15 protein-coding genes are annotated in these 14,313 nt (G+C 70.9%); 5 read left to right on the top strand and 10 right to left on the bottom strand.

Features of this window, described 5'->3' with window-relative positions; all coding sequences use genetic code 11:
• Positions 1-14: 14 nt before the first annotated feature.
• The gene (locus tag QM638_RS09895) at positions 15-623 is read left to right on the top strand and encodes a TetR/AcrR family transcriptional regulator (protein ID WP_415141799.1); all 609 of its coding nucleotides are present in this window, start codon (positions 15-17) and stop codon (positions 621-623) included.
• On the opposite strand, the gene QM638_RS09890 is transcribed toward QM638_RS09895, so the two are convergent.
• The gene (locus QM638_RS09890) at positions 605-2,212 is read right to left on the bottom strand and encodes an ABC transporter substrate-binding protein (RefSeq protein WP_415141798.1); all 1,608 of its coding nucleotides are present in this window, start codon (positions 2,210-2,212) and stop codon (positions 605-607) included. The two genes, QM638_RS09895 and QM638_RS09890, sit on opposite strands and share 19 nt — an antisense overlap.
• A gap of 265 nt (positions 2,213-2,477) precedes the next feature.
• Here QM638_RS09890 and QM638_RS09885 point away from each other — a divergent pair, with 265 nt between their 5' ends.
• Together QM638_RS09885 and QM638_RS09880 are read left to right on the top strand one after the other, a co-directional pair.
• The gene (locus QM638_RS09885) at positions 2,478-4,034 is read left to right on the top strand and encodes an amidase (RefSeq protein WP_415141797.1); all 1,557 of its coding nucleotides are present in this window, start codon (positions 2,478-2,480) and stop codon (positions 4,032-4,034) included.
• Entirely contained in the window at positions 4,031-4,525 is a 495-nt protein-coding gene (locus QM638_RS09880) for an O-acetyl-ADP-ribose deacetylase (RefSeq protein ID WP_415141796.1), read from the top strand. The genes QM638_RS09885 and QM638_RS09880 overlap by 4 nt, the downstream gene beginning before the upstream one ends.
• Before the next feature lie 37 nt (positions 4,526-4,562).
• Here QM638_RS09880 and QM638_RS09875 read toward each other — a convergent pair whose 3' ends face one another.
• Positions 4,563-5,033 carry a DUF3237 domain-containing protein gene (locus tag QM638_RS09875; RefSeq protein WP_415141795.1) on the bottom strand — a complete coding sequence of 157 codons (471 nt, stop codon included), beginning with the start codon at positions 5,031-5,033 and terminating at the stop codon, positions 4,563-4,565.
• Positions 5,034-5,154: 121 nt separating this feature from the next.
• Positions 5,155-6,864, bottom strand: coding sequence for an MFS transporter (locus QM638_RS09870; protein WP_415141794.1), 1,710 nt, complete (start codon positions 6,862-6,864; stop codon positions 5,155-5,157).
• Positions 6,865-6,959: 95 nt separating this feature from the next.
• Between QM638_RS09870 and QM638_RS09865 the strand changes: the two genes are divergently transcribed.
• A complete protein-coding gene (locus QM638_RS09865; protein ID WP_415141793.1) occupies positions 6,960-7,568 on the top strand; it encodes a TetR/AcrR family transcriptional regulator in 609 nt (202 codons plus the stop codon).
• Between the two features lie 16 nt (positions 7,569-7,584).
• Here QM638_RS09865 and paaI read toward each other — a convergent pair whose 3' ends face one another.
• The 7 genes from paaI to paaA are packed head-to-tail and all read right to left on the bottom strand — an operon-like array spanning position 7,585 to position 12,778.
• Positions 7,585-8,043: a hydroxyphenylacetyl-CoA thioesterase PaaI gene (paaI, locus tag QM638_RS09860; RefSeq protein ID WP_415141792.1), complete on the bottom strand. Its 459-nt coding sequence runs from the start codon at positions 8,041-8,043 to the stop codon at positions 7,585-7,587.
• Positions 8,040-8,849 (bottom strand): enoyl-CoA hydratase/isomerase family protein, encoded by an 810-nt coding sequence (locus tag QM638_RS09855; RefSeq protein WP_415141791.1) that lies wholly within the window; start codon positions 8,847-8,849, stop codon positions 8,040-8,042. Before QM638_RS09855 ends, paaI begins: the two co-directional genes overlap by 4 nt.
• 28 nt (positions 8,850-8,877) lie before the next feature.
• Positions 8,878-10,002: a 1,2-phenylacetyl-CoA epoxidase subunit PaaE gene (paaE, locus tag QM638_RS09850; RefSeq protein WP_415141790.1), complete on the bottom strand. Its 1,125-nt coding sequence runs from the start codon at positions 10,000-10,002 to the stop codon at positions 8,878-8,880.
• Positions 10,002-10,538: a 1,2-phenylacetyl-CoA epoxidase subunit PaaD gene (gene paaD / locus QM638_RS09845; protein WP_415141789.1), complete on the bottom strand. Its 537-nt coding sequence runs from the start codon at positions 10,536-10,538 to the stop codon at positions 10,002-10,004. The genes paaE and paaD overlap by 1 nt, the downstream gene beginning before the upstream one ends.
• A gap of 2 nt (positions 10,539-10,540) precedes the next feature.
• On the bottom strand, positions 10,541-11,476 hold the full coding sequence (gene paaC, locus QM638_RS09840; protein WP_415141788.1) for a 1,2-phenylacetyl-CoA epoxidase subunit PaaC: 936 nt from the start codon (positions 11,474-11,476) through the stop codon (positions 10,541-10,543).
• A gap of 37 nt (positions 11,477-11,513) precedes the next feature.
• Positions 11,514-11,807 carry a 1,2-phenylacetyl-CoA epoxidase subunit PaaB gene (paaB, locus tag QM638_RS09835; protein ID WP_415141787.1) on the bottom strand — a complete coding sequence of 98 codons (294 nt, stop codon included), beginning with the start codon at positions 11,805-11,807 and terminating at the stop codon, positions 11,514-11,516.
• On the bottom strand, positions 11,804-12,778 hold the full coding sequence (gene paaA, locus QM638_RS09830; RefSeq protein ID WP_415141786.1) for a 1,2-phenylacetyl-CoA epoxidase subunit PaaA: 975 nt from the start codon (positions 12,776-12,778) through the stop codon (positions 11,804-11,806). Before paaA ends, paaB begins: the two co-directional genes overlap by 4 nt.
• 92 nt (positions 12,779-12,870) lie before the next feature.
• Between paaA and paaZ the strand changes: the two genes are divergently transcribed.
• Positions 12,871-14,313 (top strand): phenylacetic acid degradation bifunctional protein PaaZ (paaZ, locus tag QM638_RS09825; RefSeq protein ID WP_415141785.1); only part of this gene is annotated, 1,443 nt, incomplete at its 3' end.

Below are 14,313 nucleotides of genomic sequence, written 5' to 3'. Positions count from 1 at the left end.
GACAGGAGCGCACCGTGGGGCGACCGAGCCTGGCCGAGCCGAGGCGCGAGCAGATGCTGGCGGCGATCACCCGCTGTATCGCCAAGCACGGCCTGGCGGCCTCCACCCAGGAGGTGATCGCACGCGAGTCCGGCTTCTCCCGTTCGCACATCCGGCACTATCTGGGCAACCGGGAGGCGGTCATCAGTGCGGTCTGGGACCACATGCTGACGCCGTACTCGATCAAGCTCACCGAGGCACTGGACGACGAGGATCCGGCGGTGCGCACGGCCCAGGTGATCGACTTCCTCTTCGGCCCCGAGATGGAGCGCAAGCCCGAGGACCTTGCCATCGAGGCGCTGATCGACGGCTCCACCAGACACCCGGTCCTGCGCCGGCGCATCGAGCGGACCTATCACGAGCTCGAGGCGCAGATCGCCACGCACTTGCGCTCGGTGAACCCCCGCCTGAGCGTTGCCGAGGCCGAGGAGGCCGGCTTCGCGATCGTCGCGCTCTCCTTCGGCACGTCCAGCCTGTGTGACCTCGGCTTCCCGGAGACACGCTGGCTGGCGATGAAGGCGACCGCGAGCCGGATCATCGACCACGCGCTGGCCAGCGGCCACGATCAGGCCCCGCCGAGCTGAGCCAGCCACGGGCTGTACAGGTAGTCCTGGCTCGGCAGGTAGCCTCCCAGATCCTTGCCGTAGTAGACCGAGACGTATTGGGTGAGGATCGGGATGTTGATCAGGTCCTTCGCCATGATCGCCTGCGCCTTGACCACGTCGGCGGCCTTCGCGTCCTCGTCCGGCTCGGACAGGGCCGCGTTGATGAGCGCGGTGTATCTCTTGTTGCTGTAGCCGTTGAAGTTGTAGAACGAGCCGGCGGTGAAGTACTGGTAGTAGGTGACCGGGTCGGGGAAGTCCAGGTAGCCGCTGACCAGCATCAGGTCGATCCCCTTGCGGGCCTGTGCCGAGGAGAACAGCGCGCCGAACTCCTCGGCGGTCAGCGGCTTGAGCTCCACGTCGAGGCCGATCGAAGTGGCTGAGTCGGCGATCGCGGTGGCGGCCTTGGTCTCCTCGGTCGAGGCGCTGGTGTAGGCGAGCACGATCTTCTCCGAGGCCCGCGACGACCTCTTGACCAGCGCGGCGGCCGCCGCCAGGTCCTGGCTGGGCTCGGGCAGAGCGTCGTACCCGGCCTGGTAGACGCCCTCGGCGTAGCCCCAGGCGGCCGGCGGCACGAGAGCGCGCAGCGGGGTGGCGGCGCCGTGATAGACGGCATCGACGATGCCCTGGTAGTCCACGGTCTTCTGCAGCGCCTGCCGGATCTTCGGGTCGCCCAGAGCGCCGCTCGAGTCGAGCACGGAGAGGAAGGTCGGCGCCAGACTGTTGGCGAACAGCAGGTGGCCGCCCGCCTTCTGCAGCTGGCTGTAGGCGCTGACCGGCACGGTGAACTGGCCATCGATGTCACCGCTCTGCAAGCCGGCGATTTGGGCCGACTGGTCGGTGACGAAGGTGAACTTCGCGGTCTTGACCGCTGGCTCGTCCGCGGTATCCCAGTAGTTCGGGTTGGCCTTGAGGGTGATGGACTGCCCCGACTTCCAGGAGGCGAGCTGGTAGGGGCCCGTGCACATCACGCCGCCCTGCGCGGTGCCGAAGGCCTTGCCCTCCTTCTGGGCATAGGCCTTGCTCACGATGGTGAAGGCGGGGGTCGCGAAGTAGCTCTCCATCGCCGAGCCGTAGTGCGGCACGGTGACGGTGACGGTGTCACCCCCGGTCGCCTTCACGGTCGCCCCCTCGGGGGCCCAGCCCGCCCAGGAGGAGGCGGTCGCCGGGTCGAGGATGCGCTTCAGGCTGTAGACCACGTCGGCCGCCGTCATGGTGGTGCCGTTCCAGAACTTCACCCCCGTGCGCAGATGGAAGACCCAGGTGGTGCGGTTCGGATGGTCGACCGACGTCGCCAACCCGGGCTCCTGCTGATAGTCATCGCCCCACCGCATCAGCGGCTCGCACATGTTCGCGACCACCGTCGAGACCGACTCGAGCGCCGACATCGCCGGGTCGAGCGAGGACGGCTCGCCACTCGGAAGGTTCCAGGTGATGGTGTCGACCGCCTTGGAGCCGCTCGGTGCCGTGGTGGCGACGGTCGGCGAGAACGACGCCGCGGCTCCTCCGCCGGAGCCACCGCCACAGGCGGTGACGACGAGCCCGAGGACGGCGATCGTCGCGGTCAGCATGACGCGTGCTCGTGGGTTCAACTGGATGCCCTTCGTGCGCTGGATTGCTTCCTCGCCCGTCCGGGTCCGTCGAGAGCCGGATCACCGTCGGGTGCCGAGAACACTCGCCGCTGCCCGGTTTATTGTCAATACTGACAAACAAAATTTGATGGCGCCGTAACATGCCGTCAGGGCGCCGTCCGCGGGTCCGCCACCGGCGGGTCGACCGACGCCGCTCCTGCCCGCTCCCCTCTCCCGACCGCTGTGATCAGCATCGAAGGACGCCATGTCAGCCCTCAGCGACGACTCGCACGATCCCGGGTGGACGGAGGTTCCCTGGCCCGCCGAGGTACGCCGACCCGACGACCCGCGCGAGATCGTGCGCTGGGACGCCGCCACGCTGTCGATGGCGATCCGGACGCGGGTGGTCAGCTGCACCGAGGTGATGGCGGCCTACCTCGATCAGATCGACCGGATCAACCCACGAGTCAACGCCATCGTCGGCCTGCGACCGAGGGACGTCCTGCTGGCCGAGGCCGCGCAGAAGGATCGGCTGCTCGAGGCCGGCCACTACCAGGGCTGGATGCACGGCTTCCCGCAGGCGGTCAAGGATCTTGCCGACGTCACCGGGATGCCGACCTCGGCGGGCTTCGTCCGGCCCTCCTGGGGATGGCCCGACGCCAGCCGCGACTCGCTGTTCGTGGCCCGGATCCGCGCCGCCGGTGCGATCTTCATCGGCAAGACCAACACCCCGGAGCTCGGCCTGGGCTCACAGACCTACAACGAGGTCTTCGGCGTGACCGGCAACGCCTGGGATCCGACCAGGACGGCCGGCGGCAGCAGCGGCGGGGCGGCGGTGGCCGTGGCGCTGCGGATGCTCCCGGTCGCCGACGGCAGCGACTTCATGGGCTCGCTCCGCAACCCGCCTGGCTGGAACAACGTGCTCGGCCTGCGCCCCTCCTGGGGGCGGATCCCGGACGGTCCCGGCGACCTGGCCCTCGACCAGGGCGGCGTGATCGGCCCGATCGCACGCACGGCACTCGACCTGGCGCTGTTGCTGCGCACCATGTCCGGGCACTGCGCCGGCTCGCCGCCCTCGCTGACCGACGACCCCGCGGAGCTGACCGGGTTCGGGCTCCGTCCCGATCTGCGTGGCCGGCGGGTCGCCTGGCTCGGCGATCTGGGTGGCTACCTGCCGATGGAGGACGATGTACGACGGGTGACCACGACGGCGCTGGCGCACTTCGAGGAGCTGGGGATGAGCGTGACCGCCCTGGACGGGCTGCCCGTCACCGACGGCTTCGCCGGCAACGCGGACCTGTGGCCGACCTGGCTCACCTACCGGCACTGGCTGGCCGGGATGAGCATCAAGACCGTCTACGACCTCGGCCTCGAGCACCATCTCAAGCCCGAGGCCGTCTACGAGTATCAGGGACTGGCCGGCGGGGTGGACGGCGGCCCGATCAGCGCCATCGACATCCATCGCAATGCCGCGAAGCGTGGCGCGCTCTACGAGGCGTTCCGGGACCTGTTCACCACCGTCGACTACGTGGTGCTGCCGACCGCGCAGGTCATGCCGTTCGACGCGACGGTGACCTGGCCACGGCACGTCGCCGGGGTCGAGATGTCCTCCTACCATCGGTGGATGGAGGTGACCACCATCGGCACGCTCATCAACTCCCCCACCCTCGCCCTACCGGCCGGGTTCGCGCACGGTCTCCCGATCGGGCTGCAGGTGATCGGACCGCATCGCGGGGAGGTGTCGGTCCTCGAGCTCGGGCAGGCCTGGACCGCTCGGACCGGGCTGACCGAGCAGCTGCCACCGATGCTCGTCGCGTCATGACCGAGGTCACCGCCGCGCTCGGCGACATCACCACCCAACGGGTCGACGCGGTGGTCAACGCGGCGAACAACCGGATGCGCGGAGGTGGCGGGGTCGACGGTGCCATCCATCGCGCCGGCGGTCCGGCGGTGCTGGCCGACTGTGTGGCGCGCTTCCCGCACGGCCTCGCGACCGGGGACGCCGGCTGGACCACCGCGGGACGGCTCCCGGCCCGATGGGTGATCCACACCGTCGGGCCCAACTACGCCGCCGGCCAGGACGACCGCGCGCTGCTGACCTCCTGCTACCGGCGCTGTCTCGAGGTCGCCGACGAGCTCGGTGCCACGACGGTGGCCTTCCCGCTGGTCAGCGCCGGCGTGTACGGCTGGCCGCTCGACGACGCCGTGCGGGTGGCGGTCGAGACGCTCGGCGCCACCCCGAGCGGCGTACGCGAGGCCCGGATCGTGGCCTTCAGCCAGCCGGTGCTCGATCTCGCGCTCGCCCGGCTGTGAGCACGCCCGGCGTGATCCGCCGGCGCACGCCACCGCGTCACCCCAGCGCGAAGAACTCGATCCGGACCCGATCGGGGCCGCCGTCGTGGGCGAGGCCGACGAAGACGGTGCGCGTCAGCCAGGCGTGCGCGGGGGCGTCGGTGCGGAAGACCGGCTGGGTGCGGTAGTAGTACCGGCTCGGGTCGACCTCTCGTCCCGCCTCCAGCTCGGCCTCGACCTCGGGGCTGGCGACCCAGAACCCGCGGTTGAGGATGTCGATGACGGCACCGTCCTCCGCCCTGACCAGATACCGGGCGTCGAGCTCGGTGACGTCGTCGGACCGAGTCACCGACCAGTCACCACCCCCGCCGAGGACCGTTCCGTTGAGTCGCGGACCACGCACGGTGCCACCGGTGATGGGGGTGAAGGCCACCCCGCCGCCACCGGACTGGCCCACGTGCAGGGTCGGGTCGAGGTCGACGAGCGCCTCGAAGGCGAAGGAGAGCTCGGGCACGCTGCGCTGGGTCACGCCACCATATTGTCAGGATTCCTGTTTATTTGGAAGGATCGCCACCCGCGACCTCGGCGATCACGCGACAGCCCGGGCCAGCCGGGGCTCGGCTGAGCCGCCGCCCGTCTCCCGAGGCCCGTCAGTCGTCGAGGTGCACGTACTTCCCACCGCGCAGCGCCGAGGCGAGCGCCGCCACCAGGCAGGCCGCGATCGCGAAGCCGAAGGCCACCGTCAGACCGTCGGCGAACGGGCCGGAGATGACCTCGGGGAAGAACGTGCGACCGGTCAGGTAGTGCTGCTGGGCGGCGGTGAGCTGATGCAGGGTGTGATCGCCGAGCAGGGTCTGCACCGGGTTGTAGCCCAGCATCGACGCGAACAGGATCGCGACCGGCGGCAGGTCGGCGATCGTGGCCGCCTGGTGGGCCGAGACGCCCTGGGCGACCAGCCCGGCGCTCAGATTGTGCGGCAGGGAGGAGGCCAGCCCGGCGATCATCAGGGAGAAGAAGATGCCGATGGAGAGCACCATCGCGGAGTTCTGGAACGTGGTGGTCATCCCGGCGCCCACGCCACGCTGCGCGGCCGGCAGGCTGTTCATGATCCCGGCCCGGTTGGGCGAGGCGAACAGGCCCATCCCGATGCCGTTGAGCAGCAGTGCGACGGCGAACTCCCAGTAGCGGAAGTCGACCGGCATCTCCAGCAGCCACACGAAGCTGAGCGCCGCCACCACCATCCCACCGGTGGCGAACAGCCGGGCGCCGAACCGATCCGAGAGCCAGCCCGAGACCGGCCCGGCGACCAGGAAGCCGATGGTCAGCGGAAGCATGTAGATTCCCGCCCACAGCGGGGTCTTGGAGAAGCTGTAGCCGTGCTGCGGCAGCCAGATCCCCTGCAGCCAGATGATCAGCACGAACATCAGCCCACCCCTGCCCAGCGAGCCGAGCAGGCTGGCCAGGTTGCCGAAGGTGAACGCCCGGATCTTGAACAGGTCGATGTGGAACATCGGCTCGGCGACCCTGGTCTCCACCACGCAGAAGATCGCCAGCACGACGACCCCGCCGATCAGCGCGGTCAGCACCCACGGGTTCGTCCAGCCCATGGTGTGGTCGCCGTACGGCTGGATGCCGTAGGTGATCCCGACCAGCAGCGAGATCAGCCCGACCGCGAACGTCGCGTTCCCCCACCAGTCCATCCGGGCGTGCCGCCGTACGCCGCTCATCTGCAGTCGCAGGTAGGCCCACACCGTGCCGAACAGGCCGATCGGCACCGAGACCACGAAGACCAGGTGCCACTCCACCGGAGCCAGCAGGCCACCGACGACCAACCCGATGAAGGAGCCGGCGATGCCGGCGACCTGGTTGAGACCCAGGCCGAGCCCGCGCTGGTCGCGCGGGAACGCGTCGGTGATGATCGCCGAGGAGTTCGCCATCAGCATCGCTCCCCCGACGCCCTGGAAGATCCGCATCGCGATCAGCCACAGCGCACCGGCGGTGCCGTGCATCCAGGTGATCGCCAGCATGATGGAGAAGAAGGTGAAGATCGCGAAGCCGGCGTTGTACATCTTGACCCGGCCGAACATGTCGCCCATCCGGCCGAGCCCGACCACCAGCACCGCGGTCACCACCAGGTATCCCATGATGAGCCAGAGCAGCAGGCTGGTGTTCCCCGCCGCGAGCGGGTCGACACCGATCCCGCGGAAGATGTCGGGCAGCGCGATCAGCAGGATGGAGGAGTTGATCGTCGCCATCAGCACGCCGAGCGTGGTGTTCGACAGCGCTATCCACTTGTAGTGCGGGCTCGGTGCGTCGTGGCCAGGAGATCGTCCCTCGGTTCGGATCGCCGTCTCGGCCACCGCGTGTCTCCTCCCAGCCGACGTTTACTTTCGCTAACTACCTTGCCTCGCCGGCCGGTCCGGCGCAAACCCGCGCCCGTGGGAGAATCGCGCGCATGACCGAGCCCGCCCTCACGCCCGCGCGGCGCGGCCGACCCGGTTATGACCAGGAGACGGTGCTGCGCCGGGCGATCGACCTCTTCAACCGGCAGGGGTACGACGGCACCAGCGTCGGCGACATCGCCGCCGAGCTCGGTCTGACCAAGTCGGCCATCTACCACCACGTCTCCAGCAAGGAGGAACTGCTCGCGGCCGCTCTCGACGAGGCGCTCGACGGGCTGACCGCGGCGCTCAACGCGGCCCTCGAGCAGACCGACGGCTCGGCGTACGACCGGCTGCGCACGGCGGTGCACCAGTCGGTGGAGATCCTGATCCGGCATCAGCCGGCGGTGACGCTGCTGCTCCGGGTGCGCGGGAACAGCCCGGTCGAGGTGGCCGCTCTCGAGCGCCGGCGCGCCCTGGACGAGAAGCTCGCCGACCTGGTCGCCGCGGCCGTCGCCGAGGGCGCCGTCCGGGACGACCTGCCGCCGGCGCTGGCCAGTCGGCTGCTCTTCGGCATGGTCAACTCGCTGGTCGAGTGGTATCGCGCGGGTGGTCCGGTCGACGCCGCGACGGTGGCCGACGCGGTGGCGGCGATGGCCTTCGAGGGGCTTCGGGCGCGCTAGCGTGTCCGCCGGCGTCTCACCCGACCGCCGGATTGATCGTGCCCACCGATCGGCTCCGGCCACGGAACTCGGCGATGGTGGTGCCGTCGGACTCCCGGGTCACCCGGATGTCGTAGATGCCCGACCGGCCGCGCAGCGCGGTCTCGGTCGCGGTGGCCACCAAGACGTCGCCCAGCCGGGCCGGCTCGATGAAGTCGACGTCGAAGCCCGAGGCCACCGTGACCTGGCCGCGGGAGTTGCAGGCCACCGCGAACGCGGTGTCGGCCAGCGAGGCGATCAGGCCGCCGTGCACGCTCTGCCAGCCGTTGAGCATGTCCGCGCGTACCGTCATCGCGGCCACGGCGAGACCGGGCCCGACCTCGCGCAACTCGATGCCGAGCATCCGGGTCGCGGCATCGGCGGCCAGCATGGACTCGGTGCTGAGCCGGGCCACCTCCTCGGCGCTGCGCCCCGATGCGCCGACCGGGTCGCTCACCTCTTCTTCCGTTCCAGGAACGCGGTCATCCGCCGGTGCTTCTCCTCGGTCTCGAACAGCACCGCCTGTGCCAGGTCGTCGATGGTCGGGTGGGCCTCGCGCGGGGCGTGAAAGACGGTCTTGGTCAGCCGCACGGCGAGCGGGGCCTGCCGGGTGATCCGGTCCGCCCAGCGCTGGCCGGTCGCCTCCAGGTCGTCCGCCTCGACCACCTCGTTGAGCAGCCGCAGCTGGTGGGCCTCGCTCGCGTCCAGGGTGCGGCCGGCCAGCAGGATCTCCTTGGCCACCGGTTCGCCGACCAGCTCGGCGAGCCGCCAGGTGGCCCCGGCGGCCGCCAGGATGCCGAGTCCGGGCTCCGGGTTGCCGATCGTGACGTCCGGCGTACCGATCCGGAAGTCGCAGGCGTAGGCGAGCTCCGCGCCACCGCCGAGCGCGTAGCCCTCCAGCAGCGCGATGGTCGGCATCGGCAGCCTCCGGATCCGGTCGAAGATCGAGGAGTTGATGCCGCGCAACGCGTCGTCGCGGCGGCGCTCGCGCAGCTGACCGATGTCGGCGCCGGCGGCGAACCCACCGCCGCTGCCGCGCAGCAGCAGCACCGCCGGATCCCGCTCCAACCGGGCACACACCTCGTGCAGCGCGGCCACCATCTCGGCGTCGATGGCGTTGCGACGCTCCGGCCGCGCCAGCCGTACGACGACCCGGTCGGTGCCCTCCTCCACCTGGAGCGGCCCGGATTGGGTCGACTGGGACTGGGTCGGTCCCGGCTCGGTCGACTGGGGCTGGGCTGGCGCGGACTGGGACTCGCTCACCGACGGGTTCCTCTCGGCTCGGCGCGACTCAGGCATCAAAGTCGACGGTGACCTGGTCGCTGCGGGGGTAGGACTGACAGGTCAGCACGAACCCGGCCCGGACCTCCTCGGCGTCGAGCGCGTAGTTGCGTCGCATCTCGACCTCCCCGGAGGTCACCTTGGCCCGGCAGGTGCCGCAGACCCCACCCTTGCATGCGAACGGCAGGTCGTTGCGCACGGCCCCGGCCGCATCGAGGATCGTCTTCGCGCGCGGCATCGCAGCCTCGGTCCTCCGGCCGTCGAGGACCAGCCGGACCTGGGAGACCTCGCCCTCGAGCGCCGCGTCGGCGTGGTGCACCGGTGGTGGCGGCTCGTCGACGTAGAAGAGCTCGGCGTGCACCCGCTCGCCGGGCACCCCGAGCTCGGCGAGCACGTCGCGGGCATCGCGGACCATGCCCAGCGGACCGCACAGCCAGACATGGTCGACCGCCGCCAGCGACACCATCGTCGGCAGCAGCCGGCGCAGCCGGTCGGCGTCCAGGCGTCCGGAGAAGAGCTCCACATCGCGCGGCTCGCGGGAGAGCACGTGCACCAGGTTGAGACCGGGACCGTGCGCGTTCTTCAGGTCGGCGAGCTCCTCGACGAACATCACCGAGGAGGTCGTGCGGTTGCCGTAGAGCAGGGTCACCTCGGCGCCCGGGTTGCGCAGCACGGTGCTGGCGATGGCGAGCATCGGGGTGATCCCGGAGCCGGCCGCGATGCACAGGTGCCGTCCGGCGGCGGTCGGATCGACGGCGAAGCTGCCGGTCGGTGGCTGCACCTCGACCAGGTCGCCGACCCGCACCTCGCGGGTGAGCCAGGTGGAGAACAGTCCGCCCCCGGGGAGCTCGCGGACCCCCACCCGCGGGCGGGCGCCGGCGGGTGCGCAGATGGAGTAGGAGCGACGGTGCTCGACCCCGTCGACGATCCGGCGCAGCGTGAGCGACTGACCGGCGGCGAAGTCGAAGAGCAGCGCCAGCTCGTCGGGCACCTCGAAGGTGACCGCGACCGCGTCCTCGGTCAGCGACTCGACGGCCGCCACCCGAAGCCGGTAGAAGGCGCGCCGAGCGGCAGCGGTGTCCTCGATCGGCGCACCGACCGGGCGATGCGCGGGTGCGTCGGCGGTCAGCGTCATCAGATCTCCTTGACGTGGTCGAACGGCTCGCCGCAGGCCAGGCATCGGTAGAGCGCCTTGCACGCGGTGGCGCCGAACTCCGAGGTCAGCTCGGTGCGGGCCGAGCCGCAGCGCGGACAGACGAGCTCGCGCCGGGTGGGCAGCAGGCTGAGCGGGATCGGCCCGGCGTGAGGGCGGACCGGGGCGGGAGCGGAGATGCCGTGCGCGCGCAGCCGTGCGCGACCGTGCTCGGTGATCCAGTCGCTGCTCCACGCGGGGTGCAGGCTGACCCTGACCTCGACCTCGGCGACGCCCGCCTCGGTGAGCACCCGGACCAGATCGTCGCGCATGGTGGCCATCGCCGGGCAACCGGAGTACGTCGGGGTCAGGGTGACTCTGACCGCGCCGGACCCGGCCAGCTCGACCTCACGCAGCACGCCGAGGTCGGCCAGAGTCAGCATCGGCATCTCGGGATCGGTGACCGACTCGGCCACTCGGCGTACGTCGGCGAGGGTGAGCGGACGGAACGCGGCGGCGCCGGCCGTCGTGGCGGACACCGTCACCACCGACCCATCGGATGTGCCCGGGCGACCGACTGCATCTCGGCGAGCAGATGACCGAGCGCCTCGGTGTGCCGGCCGCTGCGGCCGTCGCCGCCACCGGCCGGTCCGGCCGAGGGGACCTCGGGGCGGTCGATGTCGCTGACCGAGCAGACCTGGGCCAACAGCACTCCGACCTCGGCCTCCACCTCGGCCGGGTCGACGCCGACCTGCCGGGCGGCGAGTGCACGCTCGACCTCGTGTCCGCGGAAGAGATCGCCGCGGTAGGAGTCGACCACCGGCAGCGCCGCCTCGAGCCGGCGCCGCGACTCCGCGGTGCCCTGGGCGAGGGTGAGGAACCAGCGGGCGGCGTAGTCGCGGTGGTAGGTGACCTCCTTGACCCCCTTGGCCGCGATCGCGGCCAGGACCGGGTCGCGGCTCTCGACGAGCCGCTGCAGCACCGCGAGCCGGAAGGTGGCGAAGGTGAGCAGCCGGACGATGGTGACCGCGAAGTCGCCGTTGTCGGGCTCCACGAAGCGGGTGTTGCGGAACGCCGGCTCGGCACGGAAGAACGCCAACGCGTCCTCCGGCGGCACCGGGGATCCCTCCGGCAGGGCGGGGACGACGCCCGGGTCGGCCGCGGCCGCGCGGGCCAGCAGCAGCCGGGCCTGGCCGAGCAGGTCGAGCGCGATGTTGGCGAGCGCGATGTCCTCCTCCAGATCCGGGGCGTTGCTGCACCACTGGGACAGGCGGTGGGAGTAGACCAGGGCGTCGTCGCCGAGCATCAGGCAGTAGGCGGCGAGCGCGGCCGGGTCGACGCCCTCGGGGATGGTGGTGTCGACGCCGGCCAGCGGGTCCTCGAAGCTCTCCCCGAACGCCCACTGCGACGCGTCCCCGCCGAGCAGCCCGTCGTACACGGACTCGTGGTCGAGGTCCTTGTCCTCCACGTGGCTCATGAGCTCTGGCACCACCTTTCTCGCCGACGTCGGGGGGTCACATGTGCGGCACGTCGGCCGGGATGTCGTAGAAGGTCGGATGCCGGTAGACCTTGTCCCCGGCGGGGGCGAACAGTGGGTCCTTCTCGTCGGGGCTGGAGGCGGTGATGTCGGCGGACCTGACCACCCAGATGCTCACGCCCTCGTTGCGGCGGGTGTAGACGTCACGGGCATGCCGCACCGCCATCTGGTCGTCGGCGGCGTGCAGCGAGCCGACGTGGACGTGGTTGAGGCCGCGCTTGCCACGCACGAAGACCTCATAGAGCGGCCACTCGGCCTCGAGGTGAGTCATCGGGCCTCCTCGGTCTCGACACCCTCGCTGGCGCTCGCTGCTCGACCGGCGAAGGCGGTGGCGGCCGCGCGCACCCAGGCACCGTCCTCGTGGGCTCGCCGCCGATGCGCGATCCGCTGTGCGTTGCACGGGCCGGAGCCCTGGACGACCGCGGTGAACTCCGCCCAGTCCGGCTCGGAGAAGTCGTAGTGCTTGCGGTCGTCGTTCCAGGTCAGGCCGGGGTCGGGCAACCGTACGCCGAGCGCCTCGGCCTGCGGGACCGTCATGTCCACGAACTTCTGCCGCAGCTCGTCGTTGGTGTCCCGCTTGATCCCCCAGGCCATCGACTGGGCGGTGTTCGGGGAGGCGTCGTCCGGCGGTCCGAACATCATCAGCGCCGGCCACCAGAACCGGTCCACCGACTCCTGCACCATCGCCTGCTGCTCCGGCGTGCCGCGCATCATCGTGGACAACAGCTCGTAGCCCTGGCGCTGATGGAAGGACTCCTCCTTGCAGATCCGGATCATCGCGCGGCCGTAGGGGCCGTACGACGTCCGGCACAGCGGCACCTGGTTGCAGATCGCGGCGCCGTCGACCAGCCAGCCGATGGTGCCGACGTCGGCGTAGGAGAGCGTCGGGTAGTTGAAGATCGAGGAGTACTTCTGCTTGCCCTCGATGAGCCTGTCGGTCAGCTCGGCCCGGGAGACCCCGAGGGTCTCGCAGGCGGAGTAGAGGTAGAGCCCGTGTCCGGCTTCGTCCTGCACCTTGGCCAGCAGGATCGCCTTGCGGCGCAACGACGGCGCGCGGGTGATCCAGTTGCCCTCCGGCTGCATCCCGATGATCTCCGAGTGAGCGTGCTGCGCGACCTGGCGGATGACCGTGCGCCGGTAACGCTGCGGCATCCAGTCCCGGGGCTCGATCCGGTCGTGCCGGGCGAGGATCGCCTCGAAGTGCGCCTCCAGCTCGGCCTCGGCAGCCTGCGCAGTCGTCATGATGTCCTCCGCGATCTCCGGCATTTACAGACCGAACGGTCAGGAATAGTCTGCACTCTGATCCCCCGTCACGCAACGTAGGAGCCGGAGTCGTGAGTCACCTGCTGGAGAGCTATGCCGCCGGATCGTGGTTCCGCGCCGCCGACGAGGGCACGCCGCTGCTCGACGCGGCCACCGGTGAGGAGGTCGCGCGCATCTCGGCGACCGGGCTGGACCGGGCGGCCATGGTCGACTATGCGCGCACGGTCGGCGGGCCCGCCGTACGTCGGCTGACCTTCCACCAGCGGGCCGGGCTGCTCAAGGAGCTGGGCACCCGGCTGAGCGATCACCGGGAGGAGCTCTACCGGCTCTCCGCCCGCACCGGCGCCACCAGACGGGACTCGATGGTCGACATCGACGGCGGCATCGGCACCGTGTTCTCCTACGCCTCCCGGGCCAAGCGCGAGCTGCCGAACGACGTCATCGTGCTCGATGGCGGCCCGGAGCGGCTGGGTCGCGGCGGCAGCTTCCTCGGCCAGCACGTCTACGCCTCCCGCCGCGGGGTCGCGGTGCAGATCAATGCCTTCAACTTCCCGGTCTGGGGCATGCTGGAGAAGCTCGCGCCGGCCTTTCTCGCCGGGCTGCCGAGCATCGTCAAGCCGGCCAGCCAGAGCGCCTATCTGACCGAGCTGGCGGTGCGCCGGATCGTGGAGTCGGAGATCCTGCCCGAGGGCACACTGCAGCTGCTCTGTGGCAGCCCGGCCGGACTGCTCGACGCGCTCGGCCCGCAGGACTCGGTCGACTTCACCGGCTCCGCGGCCACGGCCGCCACCCTGCGCCAGCACCCGTCGGTGGTGCACGGCGGGGTGCGGCTCGGCGTGGAGGCCGACTCGCTGAACTGCTCCATCCTCGGCCCGGATGTCACCGGCGAGGATCCGGAGTTCGACCTGTTCGTGCGGGGCGTGGTCACCGAGATGACAGTCAAGGCCGGCCAGAAGTGCACCGCGATCCGGCGGGTTATCGTGCCGGCCGGGCGCGCCGAGGAGGTCATCGCCGCGATCGGCGTGCGGCTGGACGCGGTCACCGTCGGCAACCCCGCCGACGGTGACGTGCGGATGGGCGCGCTGGTCAGCCTCGCCCAGCGCGAAGAGGTGCGCAAGGCGATCTCCGCGCTGTGCGCCCATGCCGAGATCGTGTACGGCGACCCCGACCGGGTCGAGGTGCTCGGCGCCGACGCCGAGGCGGGGGCGTTCATGTCACCGGTGCTGCTGCGCGCCCGGCCGGATGCCGCCGAACCGCACGACGTCGAGCCGTTCGGGCCGGTGGCCACCGTGATCGCCTACGACGGTCTGGACGAGGCGATCGCGCTGGCCGCCCGCGGCCAGGGCAGCCTGGCCGGATCGCTGGTCACCCACGACCCCGAGGTCGCCCGCACCGTGATCCGCGGACTGGCGCCGTGGCACGGGCGGCTGCTGTTGCTGGACCGCGACGACGCGACGGAGGCGGCGGCCGCCGGCGGACACGGCGCGCCGCTGCCGACGCTCGTGCACGGTGGG

The sequence above is a fragment of the Nocardioides sp. genome (genome assembly GCF_047606145.1).
Taxonomy (GTDB): Bacteria; Actinomycetota; Actinomycetes; order Propionibacteriales; family Nocardioidaceae; genus Nocardioides.
Note: the sequence above shows the minus strand (reverse complement) of the source record. Positions and strands in the feature narration are given on the sequence as shown.